Source organism: Brucella oryzae (assembly GCF_041929965.1).
GTDB classification, from domain to species: domain Bacteria; phylum Pseudomonadota; class Alphaproteobacteria; order Rhizobiales; family Rhizobiaceae; genus Brucella; species Brucella oryzae.
Window position 1 is genome coordinate 20,988 of record NZ_JBHEEO010000020.1, and the last position, 16,940, is coordinate 37,927.

Genomic DNA, 16,940 nt, shown 5'->3' on the forward strand with positions numbered 1-16,940 from the left:
AGGCAATGGCCGTGTCCCGGCTATTTTCCGCCGGCGGCGATGCCGCCTTTGCAGCGCGAAACAAAATAGCCGGAACCCGGCCATCAAGGCCCTCGCGGGAGTGCGAGGGCTGCCAGTCCGTCCCGCCCGTGAGCTTCGACGCCTGCGAAGGCCGCGATGGGCGCGGTCTCCAGACAAAGGACGCTCCCGATGACGAACGAAGACGATGATGCAGGTTTCGAGCCGGTCCACGCCTCATCTCCCACCGATCATGTCCTCACGGAACTCCAGCTCTACGGCTGGCGTCCGTTTCAGGACGAACCCGATCCTCGACCGCTGCCGGAGGGCAATACCGTCGCCGCCGCGGTCGCAGACATCTTCGACGCCCTCATCGCCACACTCGGCGACACTCGCCTCGAACCCGATCTCGAAGAGCTGCTCTGGGGAACCGTCAATCTCTTCCATCGCGCCGCCAGCCGGGTCGAACGCGAGCTTGACGACAACGAGCAGGCACAGCGCCGCCTTCAGAGAGAACAGGATGGCAGCGAGGTGAAGTCGGTCGAACTCGAACGCCTGACGGCGGAGGGGCAGACCATGATCGAGCGGCGCAACAGCATGGAACTCTTCCGTGAAGTCGCCACAGAAGCCTTCGAGCACCACACCGGCAGCGCTTGGCGGCCGCGCACCGGCTCGAAAATCAGCCACCGCAACTTGACCGCCGCGATGATCGACAGCCGCGACTTCCTTGCTGCGAAGCGCCAAGCGGAGAAAGAGGTGCTGCTGCCCGCCGGACCGAAGGTTGCCGTCTCCGGCGGCACGAACTTCAACGACCATCACCTGATCTGGGCGAAGCTCGATCAGGTCCATGCAAAGCATGCTGATATGGTGCTCATCCACGGCGGCGCCAAGACAGGCGCCGAAAAGATCGCTTCCGACTGGGCAGGCATCCGCAAGGTGACGCAGATCGCCTTCGAACCGGACTTCAAGAAGTATTCGTCGAAACAGGCGCCCTTCAAGCGCAACGATACCATGCTCGAAGTCATTCCGGTCGGCGTTCTCATCTTCGGCGGTGGCGGCATCCAGGGCAATCTCGAGGACAAGGCCCGCAATCTCGGCATTCCCGTCATGAAGTTCGACGGCGGCGCGTAAAGCGCCGCCGCTCGGCGGCTGTTTCAGCCGCCAATACTTGACGAAATCCCATTGATCTGGCTCAAATGGAGCATCCTTGCAGCAACGGTGAACTGGCATAGTCGCAGGCGGAGCGTATCTCCTGGCAGCCTGACGTGATCCTCAACCGTTCATCTGGAGGCTGTCATGACCCTGATCCTGCTCGCCATCTCCCTGACGATCGCCATGTGCGTGATCGCCTATAACTTCGCCATCTATGCCTTGCCCTTCATGGTTGGGCTTTCCGCCTTCCAATATGTTCATGGAATGGAGGCCGGTTTCCTGATGTCGGGGCTTGCTGCCATTGGCGCGGCGCTGCTTTCCGTGGCGCTGGTCATCGCCGTTGTGGGCTTTGCGAAGAACCCGGCCTTGCGGCTGATCGCGCTTGCTGTCTTCGCGATCCCCGCGACCATCGCCGGCTACGCGCTCGTCCACGGGGTCACGAAGAACTTCATCGATTCCACGGTTGCGCTGAACCTGCTCGGCGGAGCCGGTGGCCTGTTCATTGGCGTTGCGGCGCTGCTCAATCTCAACGCCCTCGGTACGGCGATCCTCTCGCGCTGAAGCGGGCGCGACCTGCTGCTTCCATGGAAAAAACCGGCGGCTTGCGCCGCCGTTTCTTTGTCACCCGCCCAGATGAGAGATGGCAGATCAGCGCGGTGTTCGTCATCCTCATTCGCGGCCTGCTTCGCCCGGCAGGGGAAGGCGGTCACCGAACGACAATCCCGCGCGATGTTACGGTCAGCACCTTCCGCATCGGTCCGGTATCCGTATAGCGGGGGGCAACCGCGAACACCTTCATGTTTCCGTCTCTCAATACTACTGGATCGTTCCTTCAGCCGGCGAGCCGGGAACGGCGCCATGTGCCTGAAACCCGATAGCCGTTACGGCTACGTCCGGACTGCCGGCCTTCCGGCTGGCGGCATGAGGTCACGGGTGAAGAGGCTCTTGCAGGCGCACCGATCTGATAAGGGTTTCAGCACGGAGCCTGGCACCACGCTGTTACCGGCAAGGACGATGGTTTGCGCCGCATATCTCCGTTTGTGCTCTCAAAGGCACCAATCCCTCCGACTGACTGATCCCCTAAGACCGTTCGGTTTCTGACCGCAACCCGCGCGGCTCCGGACCGAGTTGGCGCAAGCGCCTGCCCGCCCCACTCCGGGCCTTACGGGTCAAGCTGCCGCTTGAAAGCGCCAGTGCAAGCATCTCCCGACGGCCTTGGCCGGGTCTCGTCGGAGGGATGGTCCCTCCGAGGCGCAACGGAGATACGAAAATGACAAACATCGCCATTCTTGCCGGCAACATCGGCCAGGACCCCGAAACCCGCACTACCCAGGGCGGCACCAGCATCACCCACTTCACGCTCGCAACCTCGCGCCCACGCTATTCGGAAGGCCGGGTTGTCCGAGACGAGAACGGCTACCGGGTCCAGGATACCGAATGGCATCGCGTCATCGCCTTCAACGGCGTTGGCAAGACGGTCCAGGAGCATTGCAGTAAGGGCATGAAGGTACTGGTGGAGGGCCGCATCCATTACACGAAATGGACCGACCAGCAGGGCAATGACCGCTACGGCACCGAGATCATCGCCGAGTCGGTCACGTTCCTGACGCGAGCGAAGCAGACCGAGAACGGTGAAGGACAGCGCGATTTCGACGATGACATCCCGTTCTGAGCGGGGTGCCAAAGGCCCGGCGGCGCAAGCCGCCGGGTTTTCCCATGTTCGCATCATATCGTGATCGCTGCTTGCTTGCCTTGGTGTTGCCGAGCCGAGGCCCCATCCGGCTCAGGCCAATGGGAACAGCTTGATCCGGCCCAGTCATATTCGGCGGCGGGCATCACGCAACTGTCGCCAATGGTGCAAGGATAATCGAGATCATCAGGGTGGCGCCATCGGCAAGCTCGGATATCCGGCAATGCAGGGATTTCCAGCTCATGTCAGCGCGCACCACCCCGCTCTTTGAGGCGCAACCTTGGTTTCAATCCCGGCCTTCCACGATCAACCCATGAAGGGTCGGACTATGCGAAGCATGCCGCCGCGCGAGGCTTCGCCTCGGCGGTGATCGCGGCCGGGACCAAAACACATCGGGCGCCTGTCGAGCGGGGAATGGTCCCCGCCTCCAAACAGGAGCCGGAAAATGTCCCTTGCAGATGCCCACGCCTTCGCCTTCAGCCTCGCCGCCACCCTGATGGTCACTATCGTCGTCTTCCGCGCCGGCGACGGCACACTCAGCGTGATGCCCGCCGCCGAATACGACGGAGAAGACGATACCGTCATCAAGGAGATAGACCCGTTCGCTTGAGCCGGACGGCGTCGGCCACCGCCTGCGGGCGGTGGCCCCGCATGCGCCACTAGGCCGGCGTTTACCGAAACCGAATCAGTTCGCGGCCGTTCGCCGGATTCGCTGAATCAAATAGGGTTTTTTCTGGATTTTCACGCCAAGAACGACTAAAATAGCCGTAGTTTTGGAATGTGCGTAGGTCCATGTGGGAGGTGATCATGCATGATCACCGCCCGACAATCTCGGGCCGCGCGCGCGTTGCTTGGTTGGACGCAGGAGACGCTCGCCGACAAGGCCCGTGTATCATTGACCGCCCTCAAACGCCTCGAATCCGAAAGCGGCTTCGAGGTATACGAGACCACACGCGATCAGGTTCGTCGGTCTTTCGAAGACAACGGCATCGTCTTCCTCAATTCCGATCGTGGTGTGGGAGTTATGCTTGTTCGCGAAATTCTCTAATCCTGTCCCGACTGTAGGGAGGCGTCGTATTCGCGGCTTCCACCTCTGTTTTGCCATCACAAATCCGTTAACAAGCACCAATACATTGGATAGGGTTCAGTAGTGGGGATCGTGTGATCAAAAACTTGCTCATGGACCATCCGCCGGCTGACGCGGAGCTCACCGCCTACGACCGGGCGCATCTAAAGCTGTATCTGCGTCTTCTCGATGCGGAGGCCGATGGCGCGGATTGGCAGGAGGTTGCCGAGTTGGTCTTGCGCCTTGATCCCAGGAAAGACGCAGAACGCGCCCATCGAATCTACGCCTCGCATCTGGCTCGGGCGAAGTGGATGGCCGAGCAGGGCTATTCCAGCCTGATGCGCGCCGCCCTTCACTGACCTTCGATCCAGGTGGTGCAGAACCCGCATCACGTTACGCCACCTTCGTTGTTCCCAAAACCAAAGCAACTTGAGATCGTAGCCCTTGCATTGCCCACAGTCGTAAAGCGTATGTGGAGGTCAGGCGATGCCTGAACAACATGACTGGCGGTCCGACGCCGACTATGACTTTATTGATCGATTGACGACGTCCGAGCTTGCTTGGGAATTCCTTCGGCGAAACGAGGATTACCGGAAAGCCTACGAGAGCCTCGCTGCGCGCGGGCAACTTGATAGCGATCAGGCTCGTGCCGTCGCCGAACAATGGGGGCTGTGCTTTCGCCGCCGATCCCCGGCACACAGCAATCGATCATCCTATCTTCTGGACCCCGAATGCCGACCCTGGGGCAATTCTACTCCACAGGATGTCCCTCGCTTCAGGCGATTCCGCCGCTGCTGAGGATTTCATCCGCGCGCACTCCTTTGACCGCATCGATGCTCTCCATCTGCGGATCGACGTTGCCGGTGAACGCCTCGAAGTCACCCGTATCGATGCCCCATCCGACGGCATCCTTGTCGCTGTTCTGATCCTCGATGCCGCCGCGTTGGATCGGCTTCATGCGCTGAGCCGCTTTTGCGCGATGCTGTTTCGCCGTCGTGTCCCCACAGACATGCGGCTGACGTCGCAGCGCCGGCGGCGTATCCGCCAGATGCTGCGCGCATTCGACGCGCGCCTGGACGGGGCGACTTACCGCGAAATCGCGATCGCCATCTATGGTGATGCGCGTATCGCCGCCGAACCATGGAAAACATCTTCTCTGCGCGATGCCGTCATAGGGCTCGTCGAAGGTAGTTTCGCCATGACCAGCGGCGGTTATCTCCAATTGCTGCGTCACCGCCATCGATCCTAACTGTTTTTGGCGAGCCGGGGGTGGGGATTTTCGTCCCCCTTAGTTCCCCATCCCCCCTGAAGGCTTCCCTCCGCCACCGTGGTCGCCGTCCGCCGCTAATCCGCAGCGGCCGCCTGCAACCCCACGGAGGCCCGCCCCATGCGACCCGATCCCGTCATTTTGCCGCCGCGCTTCCTTCGCACCAAGGAGGCCGCTGAATTCCTCAGCCTCTCCGCTCGAACCCTCGAAAAGCACCGGACCTACGGGACTGGTCCTTCGTATCGCAAGCTGGGTGGGCGTGTCGTCTACGCCGTGGACGATCTTGAAGCCTGGGCCGCACTCGGCGCTGTCACCTCGACCTCCGATCCGCGTGGCCAGGTGCTGCCGGCGAAGCGCCATGCGCTGCCCGCCGTTCCGCAGCCCAGCCGCTACGCACGCTGATCGCGGCCGGTTTTTCGAATGGCGGCGCGGCATCGGTCCCTCTCGGAGCGTGGGCAGCTCGATCTGTTCCGGGCGCTCCCCGGCGACTTCGCGCCACGAGACGCGCAGGATCTCATGGCCTATCCCTTCTTCTCCCTTTCCAAGACCCATCGCGTCGCGCCGATCGATTTCGTCGCCGGCAATGTGACGATCCGGGTCGAGGCCGTCCCCGATCACGGCATGGCGACCATTTGGGACGCCGATATCCTGATCTGGGCGGCAAGCCAGATCGTCGAAGCCCGCGATGCCGGGCTTCGCACTTCCCGGCTGATGGCTGCCACGCCATACGAAATCCTTTCCTATGTCGGGCGTGGCACCAGCGTGCGCGACTATCAGCGCCTGAAGGCAGCACTCGACCGGCTGCAATCGACCACGGTGTCCACCTCGATCCGCCAGCCGGCCGAGGGCCGTCGCCATCGTTTCTCGTGGATCAACGAATGGCAGGAGCGCACCGACCGCAACGGCCGTCCCGAGGGCATCGAGATGATCGTCCCGGACTGGTTCTACCAGGCCGTTATCGACGATGCCCTCGTGCTGACCATCGACCGCGCCTATTTCGATCTGACGGGCGGCCTCGACCGCTGGCTCTACCGCCTGGTGCGCAAGCACGGCGGCCGCCAGCGCGACGGCTGGCGTTTCGACTTCCGCCATCTCCATCAGAAATCCGGCAGCCTGTCGCCGTTCAAGCGCTTCGCCTTCGAACTGCGCGACATCATCCGGCGCCAGCCACTGCCGGGCTACAGGCTCTCCCTTGAGACCGAGATCGGCGGGCGCACGCTGCTCGCTTTCGAGCCCACTCCGACCTGTGGAAAACCTGTGGATAGCCTCGTGCTATCGGGAACCCGGACTATCGTGCTATCGGGAACCGGAGGCTCGTGCTATCAGGAACCCAAACAGGGGGTAACGCGCGGAAATCAAACACGAAATCGCGCCCTTAACTTAGAGTCTAACCAAGAATCTAACCTTAAAGAGCGCGCGCGCGATGTGGAAAACCTCATCCGCGACGCTGCCAGAAGCCTCAGCATAGCCGCGAAAAAGAGCGTTTCGGCCGGGCCGTCCGCCCCCCGATCGGCTCCCGATCTCCCCGATACCCCTGCATCCGATCCCGAAATACCTCGGCTTCCTCTCGATCCACCGGGAGGACGCCGATGATCGTCGCCTTCCTCAATCAGAAGGGCGGCGTCGGCAAGACGACGCTGGCGCTGAACCTCGCCGGGGAATGGGCGGCACGCGGCAAGCGCGTCACCCTGGTCGACGCCGATCCGCAGGGTTCGGCGCTCGACTGGTCGCAGCAGCGCAGCCGTGAGGGCCTTCCGCGCCTGTTCGGCGTCGTCGGCCTGGCGCGCGATACGCTGCATCGTGAGGCGCCTGAACTTGCCCGCGACGTCGATCATATCGTCATCGACGGGCCACCGAGGGTCGCCGGCCTCATGCGCTCGGCGCTGCTCGCCGCCGACCTCGTGCTGATCCCCGTACAGCCGTCGCCGCTCGACGGCTGGGCCTCGGCCGAGATGCTGGCGCTGCTCTCCGAGGCGCTCATCTACCGGCCGGAACTGGCCGCACGTTTCGTGCTGAACCGCTGCGGCGCCCGCACCGTGCTCGCACGCGAGACAGCCGAGACACTCGCCGATCACGATCCGCCGGTGCTGACCACCACTATCGGCCAGCGCATCGCTTTTGCCGTTGCCGCGCAATCCGGTCGCCTCGCATCCGAACTTGACGACGACACGCCGGCCGCGCGCGAGATCGCGGCGCTGGCCGCCGAGATCGAGCATCTCGAAATCGGGAGGGCCGCATCATGACAGTCCTCACCGAAACCGTGCTAACCGGCGATTGCCGCGATCTCATGCCGGCACGCGGCCCGTTCGACTTGATCCTGGCCGATCCCCCTTACGGCGACACATCGCTTGCCTGGGATCGTCGCGTCGCCGACTGGATCACGCTCGCTCGCGTGGCGCTCACACCCACCGGCTCGCTCTGGGTATTCGGCTCGCTGCGCCATTTCATGGCGACCGCCGACCAGTTCGCCGATGCCGGTTTGCAGATCGCCCAGGAGATCGTCTGGGAGAAGCAGAACGGATCGTCGTTCCACGCGGACCGCTTCAAGCGCGTGCATGAACTGGCCGTCCAGTTCTACCCGGCCGAGACCGCCTGGCGCGACATCTACAACGACGTCCAGACCACGCCGGATGCGACGGCGCGCACCGTGCGGCGCAAGATGCGCCCGCCGCACACCGGCCATATCGATGCCGGTCACTATGTCAGCCATGACGGCGGGCCGCGCCTCATGCGCTCGGTTATCTACCTGCGAAACTGCCACGGCCGTGCCATCCATCCGACCGAGAAACCCTCGGCGCTCATGGAAATCCTGATCCGAACAAGCTGCCCGGAGGGCGGGCTTGTCGGCGACTGGTTCGCCGGATCGGGCGCGGCCGGTGAAGCCTGCCGGCTTACCGGCCGACGCTATCTCGGCTGCAAGATCAGACCCGACATGGCGGAGAAGGCGCGCGCCCGGATCGCATCGGTGCTGCGGTTCGACGGGAGGGCCGCGCCATGAGCGAGCGTCCCGCCCGCAAAGGCTTCGCCTCCCGGCCTGCCGATCCCGACCAGTGGATCAGGGCTGCCGACGCGCCGCCCCGCAATGGTGACGCCGGCGGTTTCACCGCCCGGCTGACCATCGACGTGACGCCCGAGCTGCGCGGCAGGATCAAGATCGCTGCCTTCCGGCGCGGCGTCACCGTCGCCGACATGCTGCGCGATCTCTTCGCTCGTGAATTCCCGCCAACCCAAGGAGACCCCTCATGACCGGCAATGCGGCTCCCCGCTTGCGCGGCGGCCCGTTGCCGTCCGCAGGCTCTACCGACGATATGACCCATGTCGAGCTGACATGGATCGAGAAGAAGGTCGAATACTGGATCAGGTTCGGCCGGGAATCCGGCGAACTGATCCTCGATCGCCGCCGTCGCGTCATTTCTTTCCGCCCAAACAGCATCTTCGCCTTCGCCCGCTGGGCCGGCAACGATTTCGGCACGATCATATCACGCATCGACATCGTGCGCGCCGTCGAGCCGGGCGAAACCTATCAGACGCTGCCCTTCGTGCGTCCCGGTGGCGAGATCCTGCTCAAGATCGAGGGCTGGCCCAAGGTCGAGGACGTGCTGCGCCACATCGATGCGATCGAGCGTGTCGGCATCGACGCCTGCGACGTCGCCCCCGATCACTGGCGCCACATCGCTCACCGAATGCAGTCCGGCGAGACGCCACGCTCCTACACGATGGAGCGTCATCAGGCGTGGCTCAAGCGGCGGGAGATCGGCCGATGACCCGCTTCGGCTACGTCATGGTGACGTATTTCGCGGCGATGGGCGTCGCCATCGCCGCGTTCATCCCGACATCCACCAAGCTGATCTGGAACGCCACCGAAAGCGCGCCGATCGGCTTCTACACCATCGCGCCAGCCGATCGGCTGGAGGTGCCCGAACTGGTCGCCGTCATGCCGCCCGAACCGCTCGCCGACTTCATGGTGGAGCGCGGCTATGTCGGCCGCGGCGTGCCGCTGCTGAAGCGCGTCCTTGGCTTGCCCGGTCAGCGCGTGTGCCGCAGCCGCGACCTGATCACGGTCGATGGGATCGAGATGGGCGAAGCGCTCGACCGCGATCGCCTCGGCCGCGCGCTGCCCATCTGGCAGGGCTGCCGCGTCGTCGCGGATGACGAGCTTTTCCTGATGAACTGGGAAGTCCGCGACAGTCTCGACGGCCGCTATTTCGGGCCGCTTCCGGCCTCCGCCGTGATCGGCCGGGCAATCCCCCTCTACACCGACGACGACGGCGAAGGCCGCTTCGTCTGGCGCGCGCCGACGCGGTGACGGCGCAAGTTTCGCAACCTTGCCGCACAACACAGGAGACCATGAGCATGGCTCAGATTGGACATTTCACCCGCACGCAATCCGGCTTCGAAGGGCGTTTCAGGGCGCTCGGCATCGACGAGGAAATCACCTTCGTTCCGGCCGAGCCTTCGGAAGCAAAGAATGCCCCTGCTTACCGCGTTCTGCTCGGCGACGAGGAAGGTCTCGATATCGGCGCTGGCTGGTCGCATGTCGGCGACCGCGCCGGCGAATTCGTCTCCATCGAGATCTACAGCCCGCTGTTCGGCGGCACGCTTCGCGCAAACCTCTTCCGTGCCGGTGACGACGGCTCCGCCTGGGGCCTGCACACCAACCCGCCGTCGAAGAAGCGGAAGGAGGACTGAACGGTGGCAATCCGGCAACGTGCCTGCGTCGGACGTTCTGCTACCGTCCGACGCTCGGCACTCTCCCTTCTTCTTTCCGGCCTGACCTTTGCCGCCTCCGCGGCGTGTCCGGCTGTTGCGCAATCGCTGCCGCCGACCCGCGCCGCGATCGCCGATCCCCATGCCGCGCACATCGCCGAGGCGTCGCAGCGCTTCGCTATCCCGCAGGCATGGATCGTCGCGGTGAAGCACACCGAAAGCCGTGACGACGTGCGTGCGGTATCGCCCGCCGGTGCGCTTGGCCTCATGCAGATCATGCCCGATACGTGGGCCGAACTGCGCGCCCGTTACCGGCTCGGTCGTGATCCGTTCGATCCTCGCGACAACATCATCGCCGGCACCGCCTATCTGCGCGAGATGCTTGATCGCTACGGCACGGTCCCGGCGATGCTTGCTGCCTATAATGCTGGCCCGGCGCGCTACGACCAGCATCTCGCCACCGGCCGCGCTCTGCCGGCAGAGACGCGCGCCTATGTCGCTTTGCTCGCGCCCGCGCTTGGTGCCGCCGCGCCGTCGGACGGAACGCGCATCGTGCTCCAGCCGCCGGCCGATTGGCGCGAAGCACCGCTCTTCGTGGCGCGTGGAGGCGACCGCCCGCGTGACGATGATCGCGCTGCCGACCGTACGCCGAGTGGGCTTCATCCTTCCGTTCCGGTGCAGGACGATAGCGCCGCCGGACCACAGGAAGACTCCATTTTCCTCGTTCGGCGCGAGGGGGACGGTCCGCGATGACCCTCGATCGGCTTTTGGGCATCTTGTCGTGCTCTGGCGCATCATGGTGGGTGCCGGGGGTGGAGGCAGAAGCAGCAACCGAGGGATGGCAGGATAAAAGGGCGCACATTGCGCGCCGATCGGGCGGTTGTTTTTGTTTGGATTTCTTCGCTGTGCAGCACATTGCCCGTCTTTGCCGCAATGTTCGTCAACGATCCAACCCTCTGTCTCTACGCGATTTTTTGAACATTGCAGGGCTGCGCCATGGCCGATGAACGCGAGTTCCGAATTCGTCCGGGGCGTATCCGGTCCAGTCGGGCACAATCGGCGCGGCCCTTCATTTCGCAGGCGCTCGCCGCTGCCAAAAAGGCGGGCGGCGGCGTGTCTCGCTCCGGCCGCGTCGTCTCCGGCAATCGCTCACGCTTCGGTCACGGCCAGCGCGCCAGTATCCAGGCTAATCGGCTGATCTCGTCCCGCTCGCGCGGCGCCGTCATCAAGGCGCGTGTCGTGCGCCATTCGGCCCGCACCGCGCCGCTCGGCACCCATCTCAATTATCTGCGCCGCGAGGGCGTGACCCGTGACGGGGAGAAGGCCCGGCTGTTCGGGCCGGGAACCGAGAACGCCGATGCCGGCGCCTTCGCTGAACGCTGCGAGGATGACCGGCATCATTTCCGGTTCATCGTCTCGCCCGACGACGCGCTGGAAATGTCCGACCTCAAATCCTTCACCCGCGATCTCGTTGGGCAGATGGAGAAGGATCTCGGCACCCGGCTCGACTGGGTGGCGGTGGATCACTGGAACACCGAACATCCGCACGTCCACCTGATCGTGCGCGGTGTCCGCGACAACGGCCAGGATCTCGTCATCTCGCGTGACTATATCAAGGAAGGCATGCGCGACCGCGCGCGCGATCTCATCACCCAGGAGCTGGGACCGCGCACCGACCTCGACATCCGCCGCACGCTGGAGAGCCAGATCGAAGCCGAGCGCTGGACGCAGCTCGATCGTCAGCTTGTCCGGGATGCACGAGAAACCGGCATCATCGATCTTGCGCCGCGATCCGATCGCCAGCCCGACGTGTTCCATGCCCTGAAGGTCGGACGGCTGCGCAGACTGGAAGTCCTTGGGCTGGCCGGACAGGTCGGCCATTCGCAATGGTTCATCAAGCCCGAGACGGAGGCGGTGCTGCGCGAACTCGGCGAGCGCGGCGACATTATCAAGCGCATGCACAAGGCGTTGACGGATCGCGGTATCGAGCGCGGCTCGGCTAACTATGTGCTGGCCGGTGAGAGCCTCGATGAGCCGATCATCGGCCGCCTGGTCGATCGCGGTCTCGACGACGAGCTGAGAGGCTCGGCCTATGCCGTCGTCGACGGCGTGGATGGCCGCACCCATCACATCAAGTTGCCCGACCTCGATGCTGCCGGCGACAGCGCTCCCGGCTCGATCGTCGAGCTACGCAAATTCGATGATGCGCGCGGTGAGCGTCGCGTCGCACTCGCCGTTCGCAGCGATCTCGACATCGAGCGACAGGTCACGGCGTCGGGCGCGACCTGGCTCGACCGGCAGGCCGTCGCGAGGGAGCCGCTGTCACTCTCCGACGGCGGCTTCGGCGCCGAGGTGCAACGGGCCATGGAGCGGCGCGCTGACCATCTTGTCGAGCAGGGTCTGGCCGAGCGACAGGGGCGCAGCGTGGCGTTCGCCCGCAGGCTGGTCGACATGCTGCGTCGCCGCGAACTGGACGCACTCGGCGAGAAGCTCGCCGCCGAGACGGGCCAGCCGTTTAACCGCGCCGGCAGTGGCGAATATGTCGCCGGCACCTATCGACAGCGCTTCACACTCGCCTCCGGCCGCTTCGCCATGATTGACGACGGCCTCGGCTTCCAGCTCGTACCGTGGTCTCCATCGCTGGAAAAGCAGCTCGGCCGGCACGTCTCCGGCGTCGCTCGCAGCGACGGCGGCATCGACTGGAGCTTTGGCCGCAAACGGGGGCTCGGCCTCTAACCCTCAATATCGGAGAAAGGACCAACGCCATGTCCGCGACGAAAATCCTCTGGGGACAGATCCTCACCGTCCTTCTGATCGTGCTGATGACGACCTGGGGAGCGACACAGTGGACGGCCTGGCAGCTCGGCTTCCAGCCGCAGCTCGGCCATCCCTGGTTCCAGATCGCCGGCTGGCCGGTCTATTACCCGCCAGCCTTCTTCTGGTGGTGGTATTTCTACGACGCCTATGCGCCACCGATCTTCGTCGAAGGTGCTTATATCGCCGCATCTGGCGGTTTCATCGCCATAGCGGTTGCCATCGGCATGTCGGTCTGGCGGGCACGCGAAGCCAAGAATGTCGCGACCTACGGATCGGCGCGCTGGGCCGAGCCTGAGGAAGTGAAGGACGCCGGTCTGCTCGACCAGGACGGCGTTGTTCTCGGCAGGCTCGATCGGGCCTATCTGCGGCATGACGGTCCGGAGCATGTCCTGTGTTTCGCGCCGACCAGATCGGGCAAGGGCGTCGGCCTGGTCGTGCCTTCGTTGCTCACTTGGCCCGGTTCGGCCATCGTCCACGACATCAAGGGCGAAAACTGGACACTCACCGCCGGCTTCCGATCCCAGCACGGTCGCGTGCTGCTATTCGATCCGACCAATGCAAAGTCCGCCGCCTACAATCCGCTGCTCGAGGTGCGGCGGGGTGAATGGGAGGTCCGCGACGTCCAGAACATCGCCGACATCCTGGTCGATCCCGAAGGCTCGCTCGACAAGCGGAACCATTGGGAGAAGACGTCGCATGCGCTTCTCGTCGGCGCCATCCTGCACGTTCTTTATGCTGAGAAAGACAAGACGCTGGCCGGCGTCGCGGCATTCCTGTCCGATCCGAAGCGGCCGATCGAGTCGACTCTCGCCGCGATGATGAAGACGGCGCATCTGGGTGAAGCCGGTCCGCATCCGGTCATTGCCAGTGCTGCACGCGAACTGCTGAACAAGAGCGACAACGAGAGATCCGGCGTGTTGTCGACCGCCATGTCGTTTCTGGGCTTGTACCGCGATCCTGTCGTTGCAGAGGTGACGCGCCGTTGCGACTGGCGCATTACCGACATCGTCGGCCGCAAGAGGCCGACGACGCTCTACCTCGTCGTACCGCCGTCAGACATCAATCGGACGAAGCCGCTCATTCGCCTGATCCTCAACCAGATTGGCCGGCGCCTGACCGAGGATCTGCAGGCGAAGGCGGGACGACAAAGATTGCTGCTCATGCTGGATGAGTTTCCGGCTCTGGGAAGGTTGGATTTCTTCGAGTCGGCTTTGGCCTTCATGGCAGGCTATGGTCTCAAATCATTCCTGATCGCGCAGTCGCTGAACCAGATCGAAAAAGCTTACGGCGCCAACAATTCGATCCTCGACAACTGCCATGTGAGGGTGTCCTTCGCCACGAATGACGAGAGAACCGCGAAGAGGGTGAGCGACGCGCTCGGCACGGCCACCGAGATGAAGGCGATGAAGAACTATGCCGGGCATCGGCTGTCGCCCTGGCTCGGGCATTTGATGGTCTCGCGCTCGGAAACCGCGCGGCCGCTGCTCACCCCTGGCGAGATCATGCAGCTTCCTCCGGCCGACGAGATCGTCATGGTCGCTGGAACGCCGCCGATCCGGGCGAAGAAGGCGCGGTATTTCGAGGATGCGCGGTTTCAGGAGCGGATATTACCGCCGCCGAAACTGGTCCGTGCCGGCGAACCGCATCCGGATGACTGGAGCCGCCTGCCGATCCCGACCCGCCCTCCGTTCGATGACGTCGTGGCGGGCGCCACCGAAGAGGATGAGGACCCGACCGAATCCGAACGCCGGCGTCAGCCGGAGCTGAGCCGGGTGAAACCCGTCGAGAAAAAGGAGCCGATCGAGAACGAGTTCGAGATCGATCCCCCCGATGAGATGGAGGAGGAAGCCACCCGGAACCGTCGTATGACCCGGCTCATGCAGGGTGTGGCGCGGCAGGTGTCGCTTGATCCGAATGACGGGATGGAGCTGTGAACGCATGACCGGCAGGAAAAAGAAGACGCAGATCTCCGTTTATCTCGAACCCGACGTCATGACGATGCTCTCGGACTATTCGGCGCGCCGGGAGCAGCCGATGTCCTTGATCGTGGAGGCGGCCGTCGCCTCCTTCCTGTCGCCGGACGACGCCGAACGGCGCGAGGCGTTGATCACCAAGCGTCTCGACCAGATCGATCGCCGCATGACGCGGCTGGAACGTGATGTCGGCATTTCGGTCGAGACGCTTGCCGTGTTCGTTCGCTTCTGGCTCACCACCACGCCAGCACTGCCCGAACCGGCCGTACAGGCGGCGCGAGCCAAGGCCGGCGAGCGCTATGAGGCATTCGTCGCGGCACTCGGCCGCCGGCTCGCCCAGGGGCCGAAACTGCGGCAGGAGATCTCCGAGGATGTCGCCGACTCATCTGACAGTCAGGGCTCCCCGCGCATGGGCGCACATGGCGAGTAGTGACGGCTTTCGCGAGATCAAGCAGATCGCGGCACCGCCGTTTCCCTGTATTTGCACGCTACGCTACTACGACGCCAATTCCTTGTTGAATCAGCATAATTTCTGGCTCCTTTAATCATCCCCATCCGGGGACCGTCTGATTTTCCTCGGCGAGAAACGGGGATCGGATGGCAGTCTCGCATCGAAATTCAGAAGGCTTTGCGCGTGGCGCCCGGATGCTGCGCACTGCGCTAGGTGCATCCATCGCCCGCTTTCTGGAAGATCCCGGTGTCGTCGAGGTAATGCTCAATCCGGATGGGCGATTGTGGATCGACCGGCTCTCCGAAGGCATGTCCGACACCGGCGAGCGCATCTTGCCCGCGGATGGCGAACGCATCATCCGCCTGGTTGCTCACCACGTCGGCGCAGAAGTTCATGCCGGCGCTCCACGTGTTTCGGCCGAACTGCCCGACAGCGGCGAACGCTTCGAAGGTCTCCTGCCTCCGATCGTCACCGGTCCGGCCTTCGCCATCCGCAAGCCGGCGATCTCGGTGTTCACACTCGACGACTATGTTGCGGCAGGAACGATGACCGCCAATCAGGCGGCATTGCTGCGCGAGGCCGTCGCATCGCACGCCAATGTCCTCGTCGCCGGCGGCACGGGCACCGGCAAGACGACACTCACCAATGCTCTGCTGGCCGAAGTGGCGAAGGGGCAGGATCGGCTTCTCATCATCGAGGATACCCGCGAGCTTCAAAGCCAGTCCGAGAACAAGGTGCCGATGCGCACCAAGGATTTCATCGCCAATCTGACCGATCTCGCACGCTCGGCCATGCGTTTCCGGCCGGATCGCATCATCGTCGGCGAGGTGCGCGGTCCCGAAGCCCTCGATCTCCTGAAACTTTGGGGTACGGGGCACCCCGGCGGCATCGGCACGATCCATGCCGGCACCGGCCTCGGCGCGCTTCGCCGTCTCGAGCAGCTCATCCAGGAAGCTGTCGTCACCGTCCCCAAGGCACTCATTGCCGAGACCATCGACATCGTGGCGGTTCTCTCTGGCCGCGGTTCCGCGCGCCGTCTCTCCGAACTCGCCCGCGTCGAAGGGCTCGACCCCGACGGCGATTACCGGGTCGCTTCCGCTCACCTTTCCCCTGATCGCCAACCGCTCTTGAAAGGAGAACAGTCATGACCTCCCATGTTCCGCCCATCCTGCCCACGGCGCCGGATCAGGCGTGCGCACCGTCCGTTCTGCGCGGCATCCGTCGGCACCTCATGGGACCGACCACGCTCGCCGTCGTTATGATGATGGCATCCGTGCCGGCTCATGCTTCCGGATCCTCCATGCCGTGGGAGGCGCCGCTTCAGTCGATCCTCGAATCCATCGAGGGGCCGGTGGCCAAGATCGTCGCCGTCATCATCATTATCGCCACCGGCCTGGCGCTGGCCTTCGGCGACACAAGCGGCGGTTTTCGCAGGCTGATCCAGATCGTTTTCGGCCTGTCGATTGCATTCGCCGCCAGCTCCTTCTTCCTGAGCTTCTTCTCCTTCGGCGGCGGGGTACTGGTCTGATGGCCGGGGCGCTCTTACGGATCGACGATGTGCCGGGGCTCAATGTCCCGGTTCACCGGGCGCTGACCGAGCACATCCTGCTCGGCGGCGCTCCGCGCGCCATCGCCATCATGAACGGGACATTGGCCGGAGCGGTCGGCCTCGGCCTGCGCCTCTGGTTGGTCGGTCTCGCCATATGGGCAATCGGGCATTTCGCCGCCGTCTGGGCGGCGAAACGCGATCCACTGTTCGTGGAAGTCGGTCGCCGTCATCTGCGTATCCCCGGTCATCTTGCGGTCTGAGGAGCACGACC

The 16,940-nt window shown here is 64.0% G+C and carries 24 protein-coding genes; all 24 read left to right on the top strand.

Features of this window, described 5'->3' with window-relative positions; genetic code table 11:
* Nucleotides 1–189 precede the first annotated feature (189 nt).
* The 24 genes from JNC70_RS17725 (at nt 190) to JNC70_RS17840 (ending at nt 16,929) form a co-directional block, all read left to right on the top strand.
* A complete protein-coding gene (locus JNC70_RS17725; protein WP_125301535.1) occupies nt 190–1,128 on the top strand; it encodes a DUF2493 domain-containing protein in 939 nt (312 codons plus the stop codon).
* A gap of 165 nt (nt 1,129–1,293) precedes the next feature.
* Nucleotides 1,294–1,710 (top strand): hypothetical protein, encoded by a 417-nt coding sequence (locus tag JNC70_RS17730; RefSeq protein WP_125301533.1) that lies wholly within the window; start codon nt 1,294–1,296, stop codon nt 1,708–1,710.
* 23 nt (nt 1,711–1,733) lie between these two features.
* Nucleotides 1,734–1,922: a hypothetical protein gene (locus JNC70_RS17735; protein ID WP_125301531.1), complete on the top strand. Its 189-nt coding sequence runs from the start codon at nt 1,734–1,736 to the stop codon at nt 1,920–1,922.
* Nucleotides 1,923–2,419: 497 nt separating this feature from the next.
* Complete coding sequence (locus JNC70_RS17740; protein ID WP_125301529.1) at nt 2,420–2,821, top strand: single-stranded DNA-binding protein; 402 nt, start codon at nt 2,420–2,422, stop codon at nt 2,819–2,821.
* Nucleotides 2,822–3,284: 463 nt separating this feature from the next.
* Nucleotides 3,285–3,449 carry a hypothetical protein gene (locus JNC70_RS17745; protein WP_185758011.1) on the top strand — a complete coding sequence of 55 codons (165 nt, stop codon included), beginning with the start codon at nt 3,285–3,287 and terminating at the stop codon, nt 3,447–3,449.
* 201 nt (nt 3,450–3,650) lie between these two features.
* Nucleotides 3,651–3,887 carry a helix-turn-helix domain-containing protein gene (locus JNC70_RS17750; RefSeq protein ID WP_097143166.1) on the top strand — a complete coding sequence of 79 codons (237 nt, stop codon included), beginning with the start codon at nt 3,651–3,653 and terminating at the stop codon, nt 3,885–3,887.
* A 113-nt stretch (nt 3,888–4,000) separates the two neighbouring features.
* Entirely contained in the window at nt 4,001–4,264 is a 264-nt protein-coding gene (locus JNC70_RS17755; protein ID WP_425359574.1) for a DNA -binding domain-containing protein, read from the top strand.
* A 127-nt stretch (nt 4,265–4,391) separates the two neighbouring features.
* Complete coding sequence (locus tag JNC70_RS17760) at nt 4,392–4,703, top strand: transcriptional regulator domain-containing protein (protein ID WP_235824442.1); 312 nt, start codon at nt 4,392–4,394, stop codon at nt 4,701–4,703.
* A 181-nt stretch (nt 4,704–4,884) separates the two neighbouring features.
* Nucleotides 4,885–5,154 (top strand): DUF2285 domain-containing protein, encoded by a 270-nt coding sequence (locus JNC70_RS17765; RefSeq protein WP_235824448.1) that lies wholly within the window; start codon nt 4,885–4,887, stop codon nt 5,152–5,154.
* A 138-nt stretch (nt 5,155–5,292) separates the two neighbouring features.
* The gene (locus tag JNC70_RS17770; RefSeq protein ID WP_125301527.1) at nt 5,293–5,574 is read left to right on the top strand and encodes a helix-turn-helix transcriptional regulator; all 282 of its coding nucleotides are present in this window, start codon (nt 5,293–5,295) and stop codon (nt 5,572–5,574) included.
* A gap of 18 nt (nt 5,575–5,592) precedes the next feature.
* Complete coding sequence (locus JNC70_RS17775; RefSeq protein ID WP_374788771.1) at nt 5,593–6,765, top strand: replication initiator protein A; 1,173 nt, start codon at nt 5,593–5,595, stop codon at nt 6,763–6,765.
* Nucleotides 6,762–7,415: a ParA family partition ATPase gene (gene parA / locus JNC70_RS17780; RefSeq protein ID WP_374788772.1), complete on the top strand. Its 654-nt coding sequence runs from the start codon at nt 6,762–6,764 to the stop codon at nt 7,413–7,415. Before JNC70_RS17775 ends, parA begins: the two co-directional genes overlap by 4 nt.
* The gene (locus JNC70_RS17785; protein WP_374788773.1) at nt 7,412–8,170 is read left to right on the top strand and encodes a DNA-methyltransferase; all 759 of its coding nucleotides are present in this window, start codon (nt 7,412–7,414) and stop codon (nt 8,168–8,170) included. Before parA ends, JNC70_RS17785 begins: the two co-directional genes overlap by 4 nt.
* Nucleotides 8,167–8,418 carry a hypothetical protein gene (locus JNC70_RS17790; RefSeq protein ID WP_125301517.1) on the top strand — a complete coding sequence of 84 codons (252 nt, stop codon included), beginning with the start codon at nt 8,167–8,169 and terminating at the stop codon, nt 8,416–8,418. The genes JNC70_RS17785 and JNC70_RS17790 overlap by 4 nt, the downstream gene beginning before the upstream one ends.
* Nucleotides 8,415–8,936, top strand: a complete 522-nt coding sequence (locus JNC70_RS17795; protein ID WP_097143158.1) for a DUF2840 domain-containing protein — start codon at nt 8,415–8,417, stop codon at nt 8,934–8,936. Before JNC70_RS17790 ends, JNC70_RS17795 begins: the two co-directional genes overlap by 4 nt.
* Nucleotides 8,933–9,478 carry a S26 family signal peptidase gene (locus tag JNC70_RS17800; RefSeq protein WP_125301515.1) on the top strand — a complete coding sequence of 182 codons (546 nt, stop codon included), beginning with the start codon at nt 8,933–8,935 and terminating at the stop codon, nt 9,476–9,478. The genes JNC70_RS17795 and JNC70_RS17800 overlap by 4 nt, the downstream gene beginning before the upstream one ends.
* A 47-nt stretch (nt 9,479–9,525) precedes the next feature.
* Nucleotides 9,526–9,861: a DUF736 domain-containing protein gene (locus JNC70_RS17805; RefSeq protein ID WP_125301513.1), complete on the top strand. Its 336-nt coding sequence runs from the start codon at nt 9,526–9,528 to the stop codon at nt 9,859–9,861.
* Between the two features lie 3 nt (nt 9,862–9,864).
* Nucleotides 9,865–10,632 (top strand): lytic transglycosylase domain-containing protein, encoded by a 768-nt coding sequence (locus JNC70_RS17810; protein ID WP_374788774.1) that lies wholly within the window; start codon nt 9,865–9,867, stop codon nt 10,630–10,632.
* Nucleotides 10,633–10,875: 243 nt separating this feature from the next.
* Nucleotides 10,876–12,615, top strand: coding sequence for a relaxase/mobilization nuclease domain-containing protein (locus JNC70_RS17815; RefSeq protein WP_374788775.1), 1,740 nt, complete (start codon nt 10,876–10,878; stop codon nt 12,613–12,615).
* Nucleotides 12,616–12,644: 29 nt separating this feature from the next.
* Complete coding sequence (locus JNC70_RS17820; protein ID WP_374788776.1) at nt 12,645–14,630, top strand: conjugal transfer protein TraG; 1,986 nt, start codon at nt 12,645–12,647, stop codon at nt 14,628–14,630.
* A gap of 4 nt (nt 14,631–14,634) precedes the next feature.
* On the top strand, nt 14,635–15,099 hold the full coding sequence (locus JNC70_RS17825) for a CopG family transcriptional regulator (RefSeq protein WP_125301507.1): 465 nt from the start codon (nt 14,635–14,637) through the stop codon (nt 15,097–15,099).
* A 167-nt stretch (nt 15,100–15,266) separates the two neighbouring features.
* Nucleotides 15,267–16,268 (top strand): P-type conjugative transfer ATPase TrbB, encoded by a 1,002-nt coding sequence (gene trbB / locus JNC70_RS17830; protein ID WP_125301505.1) that lies wholly within the window; start codon nt 15,267–15,269, stop codon nt 16,266–16,268.
* An 83-nt stretch (nt 16,269–16,351) separates the two neighbouring features.
* Complete coding sequence (locus JNC70_RS17835; RefSeq protein ID WP_125301579.1) at nt 16,352–16,648, top strand: TrbC/VirB2 family type IV secretion system protein; 297 nt, start codon at nt 16,352–16,354, stop codon at nt 16,646–16,648.
* A complete protein-coding gene (locus JNC70_RS17840; protein ID WP_125301503.1) occupies nt 16,648–16,929 on the top strand; it encodes a VirB3 family type IV secretion system protein in 282 nt (93 codons plus the stop codon). Before JNC70_RS17835 ends, JNC70_RS17840 begins: the two co-directional genes overlap by 1 nt.
* The last annotated feature ends 11 nt before the right edge of the window (nt 16,930–16,940 follow it).